Here is a 12719-nt window from a genome sequence, read left to right on the forward strand (position 1 = left end):
TCGCCGGGGTGCTGTTGGCGGTTAGTCCAGCCAATGCACAGGACATCGCCATCACCAATGCGCGGCTCGTCATCGGCGACGGGAGCGCGCCGGTGGAAGGCGGCACAGTGGTGGTACGCGGCGGCAAGGTGGTCGCGGCGGGCGCGGGTGTCGCGGTGCCAGCGGGGATCGAAACGGTCGATGCGGGTGGGCAATATGTGACCCCCGGCATTGTCGCGGGGTTCAGCCGCGTGGGCCTGGTCGAGGTCGATGCAGTCGACGCCACCAACGACCGCAACGCAGGCAAGTCGCGCTTTTCGGCGGCCATCGACATTTCGCCTGCGCTCAACCCGATGGGCGCGCCGGTCGCAGTGAACCGCGCCGATGGCGTCACGCGCGCGCTGGTGTTTCCGGGGACCAGCGGCGGGTTGTTCCACGGGCAGGGCGCCGTGGTCGATCTGGGCGATGATATGGATATGGTGACGCGCCCGCGCGCTTTCCAATATGTCACCTTCGGCGAAGGCGGGGCGGAAACCGCGGGCGGCAGCCGCGCAGCGACCTTTCTGTTGTTTCGTGAACAATTGCTCGCCGCGCGCAGCTATGTCCGCGGCAATCTGGCCGACGCCGCTCCCGATGCGCTGCTCCAGCGCGCCGATGTCGAGGCGCTCGCGCGGGTCATTAATGGCACCGACAGGCTGTTCGTCCGCGTCGACCGCGCCGCCGATATTATCAATGTGCTGAAATTGCGCAGCGAGTTTCCGCAGCTTAAATTGGTGCTGGTTGGCGCGACCGAAGGCTGGATGGTGGCGCGCGCGATTGCGGCGGCGGGCGTGCCGGTGCTGGTATCGGCGCTGACCGATCTGCCCGACAGTTTTGAACGGTTGGCGGCGTCGCAGTCCAACGCCGGGCGGCTGAACGCGGCGGGGGTCGATGTCACCATCGGCGTGTTCGACGATGATGATGCGCACAAAATGGGATACACGCTGCAATATGCGGGCAACATTGTCGCGCTGACCAAAGTGCCCGGCGCGAGCGGCATGAGCTGGGATGCGGCGTTTGCCGCGATCACCTCTGCTCCCGCGCGCGCGGCCGGGGTCGATGGGGTGATCGGATCGCTGCGCCCGGGCCGTGCGGGCGACGTGGTGATCTGGTCGGGCGACCCGCTGGAGCTATCGAGCACGCCGATTGCGATCTGGATCGACGGCAAGCGCCAGTCGCTGGAAACGCGGCAGGACCGGCTGGCGAAGCGCTATAGCCAAGCGGGTGAGGGCGATTTGCCCAAGGCATACGAGCGCTAAGTGAGAAAAGGGTCGCACTGTTCCCCGGCGCAAGCCGGGGTCCAGCTGGCCCAAAGCCGCCAAAACTGGGCCCCGGCTTGCGCCGGGGAACAGGTAGCTGCCATAAGCGGATAGCCGCCAAACAAATTCAGGGCGACGGCATTGGGGGGAGTTTTGATATGGACCCGATGAACAACTTGGCTTTCGGAGCGGCGTTGTTCGTCGGTACCCATTTCCTGCTGTCGCATCCGCTGCGCGCGCCGCTCGCCGGGCGGATTGGCGAACGGGGTTTCCAGATTGTCTATTCGGTGGTGGCGCTCGCCACCTTTGTGCTGATGGTGCGCGCCTATCAGGCGATGCCCGCAGAACTGCCATTGTGGGCGGTGGGTGACGCGCTATGGGCGTTGGCGAGCCTGATTGTGCTGTTGGCCAGTATCCTGTTTCTGGGATCGCTGATCGGCAATCCCGCGCTTGCGGCGCCGGGGGCAGAAAAGGCCGCGGCCGCGCCGGCGCGCGGGGTGTTTGCGATTACGCGCCACCCGATGATGTGGGGCTTTTCGCTATGGGCGGCCGCTCACATCATGGTTGTGCCGACGCCGGGGCAGATTACCCTGTGCCTTGCGCTCATCCTGCTCGCGCTCGGCGGATCGCTGGGGCAGGACAGCAAGAAGGCCAAGCTGATGGGCGCGGCGTGGCAGGATTGGCAGTCGCGCACGGCGTTCGTGCCGTTTAGCGGACAGTTCAGCGGACGGCTGCGCTGGGCCGACGCAATGCCTCGCCCGCACGCGCTGTTCGGCGGGATTGTGGTGTGGCTGGGAGCGACCTGGGCGCATGGCGCACTGGGCTATATGGCAGCCGGGGTGTGGCGGTGGTTGTGACGGGCCGTCGCCGGGCTCAATAGCTTTGCCATCGTCATCCCGGACTTGATCCGGGATAACGACCGACGGCAGCATGTTATCCCGGATCAAGTCCGGGATGACGAAAGGGTGCTATATCCGCACCATCCGCATGCCGCGTTCGCCATAGCGCGGGCCAGCGGTGCCGCCGCGCGGCGCAGCGGCCTCGATTGCGGCGAGGTCGTCGGCGGTGAGCACCACATCGGCGGCGGCAACGCTATCCTCCATCGTCGCGCGGCGCTTGGTGCCGGGGATGGGGACGATATCGTCGCCCTGTGCCAGCAACCAGGCGAGAGCGACTTGGGCGTTCGACACGCCATGCTTCGCCGCCACGCCCGCAATCGCATCGACAATGGCAAGGTTGGCGGGCAGGTTTTCGGGGCTGTAGCGCGGGTCCTGCCGCCGCCAGTCATGCGCAGGCAGGTCATCAAGGCTGCGCACCGTGCCCGCGAGGAAACCGCGCCCGAGCGGCGAGTAAGGGATGAAGCCAATGCCAAATTCGCGGCACACGCCGAGGATTTCGTCTTCGACGTCGCGTTCCCAGATGCTGTATTCGCTTTGCAGCGCCGTGATGGGTGCAGCCTTCGCGGCGCGGCGCAATGTGTCGGGGCCGGCTTCGGACAGGGCGATGTGGCGCACCTTGCCTTCTTTCACCAACTCCATCATTCCGCCGACCGTTTCCTCGATGGGCACGTTGGGGTCGACGCGGTGCTGGTAAAAGAGGTCGATGGTGTCGATGCCGAGCCGTTTGAGCGACCCTTCGCATGAAGCGCGGGCGTTGGCAGGCGTGCCATCGACGCCGACAATCTGGTTGCCTTCGAACTTGAAGCCGAATTTGGTGGCGATGACTAGGCGCTCGCGCTTGCCCCTGATGGCGCTGCCGACCAGTTCCTCGTTGGTGAAGGGGCCATAGATTTGCGCGGTGTCGAAAAAAGTGACGCCCAGGTCGATGGCGCGGTGGATGGTCGCGGTCGCCTCGTCCATGTCGGCCACTTCGCCGTACATGATATTGCCATCCTTGATCATCGGCATGCAGCCGATGCCGATGGCGGATACGGTCAGGCCGTGGCCGAGGGTGCGGTATTTCATGGCTTGGGTTCCTCTCGTGGCACGGATTTGTCGATAGCGGCGGTTACCGCAACATCCATAGTGACATTGCCAAGTGTCCGGAAAATGTCAGGCAATTGTTCGACCGCGACCAAAATGGCCAGCGGCGCGATCGGCACGCCCATGGCGACGGCGATGGGCGAAATGGCGGTGATGAAGCTGATGCTGCCGGGCAGGCTGATCGAGGCGAGCGAGGTCATGGTGGCGACGCCAATGCCGATGGCGAGCGTGGGCACGTCAAGCGTGATCCCGAACATGTGCGCGACATAGATGGCGACCGCGAGGTTCATCGCGGGGCCGGTGAAGCGGAACAGCGCGACGGCCAGCGGAAGGATGACGTCGGCGCGCTCGGGCGGGACGCCCACAGCTTCGGATGCCTTGAGCATGGCAGGGAGCGAGGCGAGCGAGCTTTGCGTCGAAATGGCGACGGCCTGCGGCGCGAGGACGGCACGGCTGTAAGTGCCGACGGGCAGGCGGGCGACCGTGAAGGCAACGCCATAAGCGATGAAGGTGAGCAATATGCCAATGCTCGAGACGGCGGCGACATAGTGCGCGAGCCCGCCCAGCGCTGCGAGCCCGGTTTTGACTGCAACCGCATAGCCCAGCGCAAAGACGCCAATGGGCGCGAGGGCCAGCATCCAGTTGATGACCACCAGCATTGCTTCGCCCAGCGAGCGGAAAAAGTCGGTTAAAGGTGCGCGCGTCGCATCGGGCAAGCGCGTGATGGCGAAGGCAAAGATGGTCGAAAAGGCGACAAGATTGAGGATATTGTTCCCGGCTGCCGCGCTGACGACATTCGTGGGCAGGATTGAGCTGATAAAATTGGCGAAATCGGGCACCACGGTATCGGTGTCGCTGCTGACGCCTACCGATGCTGCCAGCGCCGCCATCGCTTCGGTCGGGGCTGGAACATTGGCAAGGATCAGCGGCATGACGATGGCGGCAAAAGTCGCCGACAGCGCCAGCAGAATCACGAAGGTCATCACCGCGCGCGCCGCCACTGCCCCCGCTTTGGCCGCGTTTGCGGCGGCATTGATGCCGGTGATGAGCAGCGCGACGAGAAGCGGGATGATTGTCATCTGCAAGCCCGATAACCACAGCCCGCCGATGGGTTCGATATAGGGCACCGATGCCTGTGCCGCATCGGGGGCGGTCTGGCCCAGCAATGCGCCGAGTGCGATACCCACCAGCAGCGCTCCGATGATCACCACCGCCGAAGGTTTGGCCAATTTCGCCAGCATCTTAGCGGATGCCCATCGCGCGCGCCTTGCCATTGGCAGGGCAGCGGATTAGGCGGGGCGAAGCGGGGGCCAATTGGCCAAGGCTGATATTGGTCATCGACCGCAAGGGTTAGGGAGAGCCGCAGGGATGCGCAAGTTTTTCGGCACCGACGGGATTCGCGGGCTGACCAACACGGCGCCGATGACCGCCGAAATTGCGATGCGCGTCGGCATGGCAGCGGGGACGCATTTCCTGCGCGGCGACCACAAGCATCGCGTCGTGATCGGCAAGGATACGCGCCTGTCGGGCTATATGATCGAAAATGCGCTGGTCGCGGGCTTTACCAGCGTCGGCATGGACGTGGTGCAGGTGGGGCCGATGCCAACCCCAGCGGTGGCGATGCTGACACGGTCGATGCGCGCCGATCTGGGCGTGATGATTTCGGCGAGCCACAATCCCTATCAGGACAATGGCATCAAATTGTTCGGCCCCGATGGCTATAAATTGTCCGACGAGGATGAACGGCACATCGAGCTGCAACTGGCGCGCGAGCCCAGGCTGGCGGCGCCGACCGCGATCGGGCGTGCAAAGCGCATCGAGGATGCGCGCGGACGGTATATCCATGCGGTCAAGCAGAGCTTGCCCGAAGCCGTGCGGCTCGATGGCATCCGCATGGTGATCGATTGCGCCAATGGCGCGGCGTACAACAGTTCGCCGACCGCTTTTTGGGAGCTGGGTGCGGATGTCATCACCATCGGCGTCACGCCCAACGGTACCAATATCAATGATCTGTGCGGATCGACTTCGCCCGCCTTGCTGCAGGAAACGGTGGTGGCGAGCGGGGCGGACATCGGCATCGCGCTGGATGGTGACGCCGACCGGCTGATCATCGTCGACGAGGCGGGGAAGATTGTCGACGGCGACCAGATCATGGCGCTGATCGGATCAAGCTGGGCGCGGCAGGGCCTGCTCAAAGGTGGCGGCGTGGTCGCGACGGTGATGTCGAACCTGGGGCTGGAGCGGCATTTGCAGGGCCAAGGGCTGACGCTGGAGCGCACCAAGGTCGGCGACCGCTATGTGCTCGAACGGATGAAGTCGGGCGGGTTTAACGTCGGCGGCGAGCAATCGGGGCATATGATATTGTCCGACCATGCGACGACCGGCGACGGGACGATTGCGGCGCTGCAGGTGCTCGCCGAGCTGATCCGTGCGGGGCGGCCCGCGAGCGAATTGCTCCACCAATTTGATCCGGTGCCGCAGCTGCTGAAGAATGTGCGCTTTGCCGGCGGCGCGCCGCTGGAGGATGCGGCGGTCAAGGCCGCGATTGCCGAGGGCGAAGCGGCACTGGCGGGCAAAGGCCGCCTGGTGATCCGCCCGTCAGGCACCGAACCGCTGATCCGCGTGATGGCCGAAGGCGATGATGCGGGCCAAGTAACCCAAGTGGTCGATATGATTTGTGATGCGGTGCGCACCGCGACTGCCACCTAAATTCCCGTCACCGTTTGTGCTGAGCTTGTCGAAGCACCGTCCTTTCTTTAACCACAGCGAAAGGACGGCCCTTCGACAAGCTCAGGGCAGGCGGTTTAGAAAGTTAGATATATGCTTGAAATGCGACCCGATTGCGAAAAATGCGGCGTGGATTTGCCCGCGCAGATGCACGGTGCCTTTATCTGTTCGTTCGAGTGCACATTCTGCGCCAATTGCGCCGACCGTCTTGACGAGATTTGCCCCAATTGCGGCGGCGACCTGCTCGACCGGCCGATCCGTGATGCCAAGCATCTGGAAAAGCATCCGGCCTCGACAGTGCGGCGCTACAAGCGCTGACCCTCGTGACCGCACGCATCCTGATCATCGCCGGGTCGGACAGCGGCGGCGGGGCGGGGATTCAGGCGGACATCAAGACGGTCACCATGCTGGGCGGGCATGCGATGACCGCGGTCACCGCGATCACAGCGCAGAATACCTTGGGGGTGCAGGCGGTGCATGCGGTGCCGACCGAGATGGTGCTGGCGCAGATCGACAGCGTGGTCAGCGATATCGGTGTCGATGCGGTGAAAATCGGCATGATCGGCAGCGCCGAGACGGCAGAGCGGGTGGCCGCGCGGTTGACCGCGCTGACCGTGCCGATTGTGTTTGATCCGGTGATGGTGGCGACGAGCGGATCGGTGCTGGCCGATGCGCGTACCATCGCAGCCTTTGGCAAGCTGATGGAAATTGCGGCGCTGGTGACGCCTAACTTGCCCGAACTTAATGCGCTGGGCGGCACCGCGCCGGTCCTGCGCCATGGTTGTCACCTGCTGGTCAAGGGCGGGCACGGCGACGGCGCGGTGGTGGTCGATACGCTGATTTCGCCTTCGGGCCAGCAGCGGCATTGGGAGGGCAAGCGTTTCGACACCAACGATACGCACGGCACCGGCTGCACGCTGGCCAGCGCCATTGCGACGGGGCTGGGGCAGGGGATGGCAATCGGCGACGCGGTCGAGCGCGCAATCAGCTTCACCCGCATCGCGATTATGGAGGCGCCGGGGCTGGGGCAGGGGCATGGCCCGCTGGGGCAGCAGCGCGTGACCGATTTCCTGCTGGACGATGAGGCATAGTAGGTGAGGCCCACGCCCTCAACCGTAGCGCTGAGCCTGTCGAAGCGCGCGTCGCGGCGGCACGCCCTTCGACAAGCTCAGGGCTACGGTGTTTTGATCAAGGCTCCGTTGTGATTATCGGCGTTGACGAGGCCGGGCGCGGGCCGCTGGCGGGGCCGGTGGTCGCGGCGGCGGTGCTGCTGTGCGATGGCGGGATCGCCGGGCTGGATGACAGCAAGAAACTGAGCGAGCGGCGGCGGGTAGCGCTGGAAGCCGAGATCAAGGCGCGGTGCCGCTGGGCAATCGGCGTGGCGAGCGCCGAAGAGATTGACCGCATCAACATCCTGCAGGCGACGATGCTGGCGATGACGCGCGCGGTGGATACGCTGGCGACCGAGCTGGCCGAACCGGCTGAAGTGCTGGTCGACGGCAACCGCCTGCCGCAATGGCGCTACCGCGCGCGCGCCATTGTCGGCGGCGATGCGATCGAGCCCTGTATTTCGGCGGCCAGCATCATCGCCAAACAGCACCGCGACCGGCTGATGGCGGAGGCCGATGCCGCGCACCCCGGCTATGGCTGGCGGTCGAACAAGGGCTATGGCTCGGCGCAGCATCTAGCCGCCTTGCGCGCGTTGGGGCCATCGCCGCTGCACCGGCGCAGCTTTGCCCCTGTCGCGCAGCATTTTTTGCCGCTGTGAGTCCTTCGCGCCACACCACCACCCCTTGAGTCCGCATGCGCGCGCGGACTCCACATGCTGTGGCGGACTCCATTCGTTCGCGCCGCGTTAACCATATTGTCAGGCCTGCGACCTAAGTCTTTGAGCTTGACGGCGGACTCCGCCGGACTCACACCTCGGCTAGCGGGCCCGTCCTGGCGCGCCGATGGACGGGGGAACGACGATGGGCGTGATGGAAAAGGTCGGCCACAAGACGGCGGCCAAAGCGGCGGCGTTGCCGCTCGACACCATCCTGCAGGGCGATTGCGTGGCGATGATGCGCAGCCTGCCCGCCGCGTCGGTCGACCTGATTTTCGCCGATCCGCCGTATAACCTGCAGCTTGGCGGCGACCTGCACCGCCCCGATGGCAGCACGGTCGATGCGGTGAATGACGAATGGGACAAGTTCGACAGCATCGCCGCCTATGACCGTTTCACCCACGCCTGGCTGGCCGAGGCGCGGCGCATTTTGAAGCCCGGCGGCAGCATCTGGGTGATCGGCAGCTATCACAACATCTTCCGCGTCGGCGCGGCGCTGCAGGATCAGGGCTATTGGATCCTGAACGACATCGTCTGGCGCAAGGCCAACCCCATGCCCAATTTCAAGGGCACGCGCTTTACCAACGCGCACGAGACGCTGATCTGGGCGAGCATGGGTGAGAAGGCGAAATACACCTTCAATTACCGCGCCATGAAGACGCTGAATGATGAACTCCAGATGCGGTCGGACTGGTTGATCCCGATTTGCGGCGGGCAGGAGCGGCTGAAAAAAGGGGGGCACAAGGTCCACCCGACGCAAAAGCCCGAGGCGCTGCTGTACCGCATATTGCTCGCTTGCTCGAACCCCGGCGATGTCGTGCTCGACCCCTTTTTCGGCACCGGGACGACCGGCGCGGTGGCGAAGCGGCTGGGGCGGCATTTCATCGGCATCGAGCGCGAGGATGATTATATCGCCGCCGCCGAGGAACGCATCGCGATGGCGCTGCCGCTCGATGAAAGCGCATTGAAGACGATGATGGCGCCGACGGCGGCGACGCGCGTGGCGTTTGGCATGCTGGTCGAGGCGGGACTGATCCCGGCGGGCGCGGTGCTGACCGACGCCAAGCGCCGCTGGCGCGCGACGGTGCGCATCGACGGATCGCTGGACCATGGCGGCGCGAGCGGATCGATCCACAAGGTTGGCGCGAGCGTGCAGGGCGCGCCGAGCTGTAACGGCTGGACCTTCTGGCATGTCGAAACCGCCGAGGGATTGCGCGTGATCGACGCGGTGCGGCAGGATTGGTTGCTGGCGAATGAGGCGTAACCGCAATTCGTCATTGCGAGCAAAGCGAAGCAATCCAGCGCTTGGGTAAACCGCTCTGGATTGCTTCGCTTCGCTCGCAATGACGGGTAAGGAAGCAATATGTTCACCCCCCTGACCAAATCCGACCTGAGCAGCGCTCCCGGCAGCGCGCGCCTCTATTGCCGCCCCACCTGTTTCGTTGATCGCCCGCACGAGCTGGACGAGGCGTGCCTGCGCCTTGCCGACACGATGGTCTGGTTCGCGGCGTGGCATGTCAGCCTGGTCGATGGGGCGAGCGTGCAATCGGCCATCGTGCCGGTGCCCGATCTGGCGGAGTGGATCGCCGCCATGCCGTCGGCGCTGGGCGATGCGGCGCAGCGGCAGGTGGCCGCGGTGCAGCGCCCGCGCGGCCCGCTGCAGCTGGGCGCGCGGACCATCCGGCTGAACGAGCCGCAGATCATGGGCATATTGAACGTCACGCCCGACAGTTTTTCGGACGGCGGCAAGCATGTCGATGGACCGGCCGCGATCGACGCGGGCTTTGCGATGGCCGCGGCGGGGGCGGCGATCGTCGATGTCGGCGGCGAAAGCACGCGCCCCGGCGCGCCGCTGGTGTGGGAAGGCGACGAGATCAAGCGCGTCGAACCCGTCGTCGCGGCGCTGGCCAAGGGCGGCGTCGCGGTGTCGATCGACACGCGCAAGGCCGCGGTGATGGAAGCCGCGCTGGCGGCGGGCGCGGGGCTGGTCAACGACATATCGGCGCTGCGCTATGACGAGCGCGCGCTGGAGGTGGTCGCCAAGGCGGGCTGCGCCGTGGTGCTGATGCACGCGCCATCGGCCAAAAGCGACCCGCACGAGGGCGGCGATTATGCCCACCCGCTGTTCGATGTGTACGACCTGCTGGCCGCGCGCGTGGCCGCGTGCACGGCGGCAGGGATCGATGCCGCGCGCATCATCGTCGACCCTGGCATCGGCTTTGGCAAGGGCGTGGCGGACAATCTGGCGCTGGTGGGCGGCCTGGCGCTGTTCCACACGCTGGGTTGCCCTGTGCTGTTCGGCGCGAGCCGCAAGCGGATGATCGGCGCGCTGGATGGCGAAGCCGCCGCCGACGCGCGGCTGGGCGGATCGATCGCGCTGCATTATCAGGCGGCGAGCCACGGCGCGCAGCTGCTGCGCGTCCACGACGTCCCCGAATCGCGCCAGGCGCTGCGCATGTGGCGCGGGCTGCGCGACGCCGCGCTGGTGGGGTAGGGGGGGCGCATCCCCCCGCCACGCGCGGAGGATTATCACCCCCCAAAGCGCGCCCCACCGACCCCGCAAAACCCGCGGATTCTTCAGAAAGTAGAAGCATCCCCCTATCCCCCCGGCCACCGCCCCCCGGCGGCGGGGTGCGCCCCCTTAAAGCAACAAAAGCCACGGCCACCCCACTCCCGACTGTATCTTTTGTCGCTTTAAGCGCGGACCGGCGCGCGGGGCGGAAGGCGGGGCGGCGCGGCGCAAGCGAACGGGCATTGGCAACAGGCTAAGCCGATCGGGCGGATGTAGGAAAGGGGAAAGTTTGGGGGGCGTGGGGCTGCGCGGCGGGATGGGGTTCACGCAGAGATCGCGGAGGTCCGCAGGGGACGCAGAGGGGGAGGCGTGTTCCGAGGACATGTCCGCCTGCCCTGAGCTTGTCGAAGGGTTGCGTGTCCCCGACCGGGGGTGCGGTCAGAGTTTGGGGGTTAGGCAGGGAGTCATCATAACCGCACCGCAACCCCGCCACAGCCCCACAGGAAATCAGTGTTCATTGCAGTTCAGAATTTACTTCAGCGAAAATCTCGCTCCGTGCTGAATACATCCAACGAAGCAGCAACATTCCTAATGCGCCAAAGGCTGTCAAAAGCATCACTTTAAGTTCGATCTCCATACGTTCCCATCTGGTGGGATTGATTCTACTGTTATTTCTCCAAACGGAATCGCCAAAACCAACAAGGTGAACTTTATTAGGGCCATCGTACTGGCCTCGAAGAGAGCCGGCGATCAAATAGGTACCTGAACTTCGGGCTTCTTGTTTCACCCCATCTATCCAAACGTCGCTCCCTGCTTCCGAAAACGAGATTATTCCAGTGTCACCGAGACTACCTTCGTATTCTTCGCTATCAGCCTTGGCCTCGACGTTCAGCCAGCCATTCGCGTTTTCAATTTTGAGCTGGGACTTGTCAGTCACAAATGACCCGTCCGCATTGCTTTCTGTCACATCGACCCAAAGAGTTGCTCCCAACGCTACGTCGGACAAAGAGAGGTCAAATTCATTTTCGTCTGAATTTACCGTTAGCCCGGGAGCCTCGCTGCATTCCGCGAAGGTCCCTTCCGCTAAGCTCCCGCTAGGTACAAGATTAACCGCCTTATTTACGCCATCAACGGTCAATGCGTAACGGACGGACCGGGATTGAGTGTCTGGTTTCCCCAAGCTCACCATCAGGCTTGAAAGCCCGAACGACAGATCATTACCGGAAATCTTGACTACGTCATCTTTAGTCAGAAATGTTGAAATATTTGGAATCGCAATTTTTCTATCCGTGCTTGTGTCAAGCCAATAAAATGAAAGTATCTTTGGAATTACTTCGATTGTAGATTCCTCTACCAGCCAAAGATTAGATATTCTAGAATTTTCGAGAGAAATATTAAAAGTCTTTACATTCGGGAAATGAAGGATAGTTCGGCGTGGCTTATTGACAACCTCCCTAACTTTAGAAAGATGCATACAGTTCCGCAAAACAGAGATATTCACATCATAAAGGCGCCCCCGCCTCTTTGGAGCAAGCGTCGCGACTAACCTACCCTCGGGATCTGTTAAGTTAATGCTGGCTGCAGGGGTTCCACTAGGAAAAAACGTGAAATTGCGCAGTGAACTTTCGTCTAGGCCATACTTCTCTAAGCGCGACGCTCCTCCGGCACGAAAAAATCCGGAATTTGGCGCATTCAAATGAGCTTCAACACGCACAAGAGTCGGTTGAAAAAATAGCGTCAGGCCATAATAGACAAATGTAGACGTTAGTATCGCAAAAAATACGCAAATTATCGAAAAAAATTCTCTACGATATTTGAAAGATCGTTCTGTTAGAAATCTATATACGTAAAACAGAACGAAATAAACGATAAAAATCAGCACTCCGCCACAGATATTGAAAAATAAATTTACAGTTAAGGAAAATTCAAATTCTGTGGACTGTAATATGTACAATGTTAAATCGTATATCATCCAAACAACGAACGTCAATATGCCTGCGTAGAGTGATATATTTAGAATTTTTCTAGAAAATAGCACAGGGCTAGAAATAGCCAGAGACATGACTAAAATATAAGGATCCAATATTGTGGCATACCATTGGCCTAAATTTGGGAACTGGACTATGCCATGCCCGTATGCTGCATCATAAATCGAAGGTGCTTTGTTGTTGACAGCACTCTCAATTACCAGCTGTACGTATGGTCCTAGTGATATGGCTATGTTTGTTAATATCCAGACGGGCAAGAAAAAGAACGCTATCTCTTGCCAAGTAAGTCTAACAAGTTTGCTTGTAACGTATTGAACGCTACGATTGACGCTGGCGGGCGTCCTTGCAATCGCCCGTCTGAAGGCGGTACTGCGATCTCGGAAAAAATTACGGATTGAGCCCATCATA

Annotated in this window: 11 protein-coding genes; 8 read left to right on the forward strand and 3 right to left on the reverse strand. The window is 62.4% G+C overall.

What is annotated here, in order from left to right:
- Nucleotides 1-8: 8 nt before the first annotated feature.
- Both AC2TC0_RS08345 and AC2TC0_RS08350 read left to right on the forward strand, forming a co-directional pair.
- A complete protein-coding gene (locus AC2TC0_RS08345; RefSeq protein WP_484717044.1) occupies nt 9-1277 on the forward strand; it encodes an amidohydrolase family protein in 1269 nt (422 codons plus the stop codon).
- A gap of 158 nt (nt 1278-1435) precedes the next feature.
- The gene (locus tag AC2TC0_RS08350) at nt 1436-2134 is read left to right on the forward strand and encodes an NnrU family protein (protein WP_484717045.1); all 699 of its coding nucleotides are present in this window, start codon (nt 1436-1438) and stop codon (nt 2132-2134) included.
- A gap of 111 nt (nt 2135-2245) precedes the next feature.
- Here AC2TC0_RS08350 and AC2TC0_RS08355 read toward each other — a convergent pair whose 3' ends face one another.
- Both AC2TC0_RS08355 and AC2TC0_RS08360 read right to left on the reverse strand, forming a co-directional pair.
- The gene (locus AC2TC0_RS08355) at nt 2246-3241 is read right to left on the reverse strand and encodes an aldo/keto reductase (RefSeq protein ID WP_484717046.1); all 996 of its coding nucleotides are present in this window, start codon (nt 3239-3241) and stop codon (nt 2246-2248) included.
- The gene (locus AC2TC0_RS08360; protein WP_484717047.1) at nt 3238-4500 is read right to left on the reverse strand and encodes a dicarboxylate/amino acid:cation symporter; all 1263 of its coding nucleotides are present in this window, start codon (nt 4498-4500) and stop codon (nt 3238-3240) included. Before AC2TC0_RS08360 ends, AC2TC0_RS08355 begins: the two co-directional genes overlap by 4 nt.
- Before the next feature lie 127 nt (nt 4501-4627).
- On the opposite strand from AC2TC0_RS08360, the gene glmM reads away from it, so the two are divergent.
- The 6 genes from glmM to folP all read left to right on the forward strand — a co-directional run bounded on the left by glmM (nt 4628) and on the right by folP (nt 10305).
- Nucleotides 4628-5968 carry a phosphoglucosamine mutase gene (gene glmM / locus AC2TC0_RS08365; RefSeq protein WP_484717048.1) on the forward strand — a complete coding sequence of 447 codons (1341 nt, stop codon included), beginning with the start codon at nt 4628-4630 and terminating at the stop codon, nt 5966-5968.
- 111 nt (nt 5969-6079) lie between these two features.
- Nucleotides 6080-6304, forward strand: a complete 225-nt coding sequence (locus AC2TC0_RS08370) for a DUF1272 domain-containing protein (protein WP_484717049.1) — start codon at nt 6080-6082, stop codon at nt 6302-6304.
- Between the two features lie 5 nt (nt 6305-6309).
- Nucleotides 6310-7077 carry a bifunctional hydroxymethylpyrimidine kinase/phosphomethylpyrimidine kinase gene (gene thiD / locus AC2TC0_RS08375; RefSeq protein ID WP_484717050.1) on the forward strand — a complete coding sequence of 256 codons (768 nt, stop codon included), beginning with the start codon at nt 6310-6312 and terminating at the stop codon, nt 7075-7077.
- A gap of 110 nt (nt 7078-7187) precedes the next feature.
- Nucleotides 7188-7754, forward strand: coding sequence for a ribonuclease HII (locus AC2TC0_RS08380; RefSeq protein ID WP_484717051.1), 567 nt, complete (start codon nt 7188-7190; stop codon nt 7752-7754).
- Between the two features lie 202 nt (nt 7755-7956).
- Nucleotides 7957-9075 (forward strand): DNA methyltransferase, encoded by a 1119-nt coding sequence (locus tag AC2TC0_RS08385; RefSeq protein ID WP_484717480.1) that lies wholly within the window; start codon nt 7957-7959, stop codon nt 9073-9075.
- A gap of 99 nt (nt 9076-9174) precedes the next feature.
- Nucleotides 9175-10305 (forward strand): dihydropteroate synthase, encoded by a 1131-nt coding sequence (folP, locus tag AC2TC0_RS08390; protein WP_484717052.1) that lies wholly within the window; start codon nt 9175-9177, stop codon nt 10303-10305.
- A gap of 532 nt (nt 10306-10837) precedes the next feature.
- Here folP and AC2TC0_RS08395 read toward each other — a convergent pair.
- Nucleotides 10838-12718: a hypothetical protein gene (locus AC2TC0_RS08395; RefSeq protein ID WP_484717053.1), complete on the reverse strand. Its 1881-nt coding sequence runs from the start codon at nt 12716-12718 to the stop codon at nt 10838-10840.
- Nucleotide 12719 lies beyond the last annotated feature (1 nt).

This window comes from Sphingopyxis sp. sgz302558 (assembly GCF_057220455.1).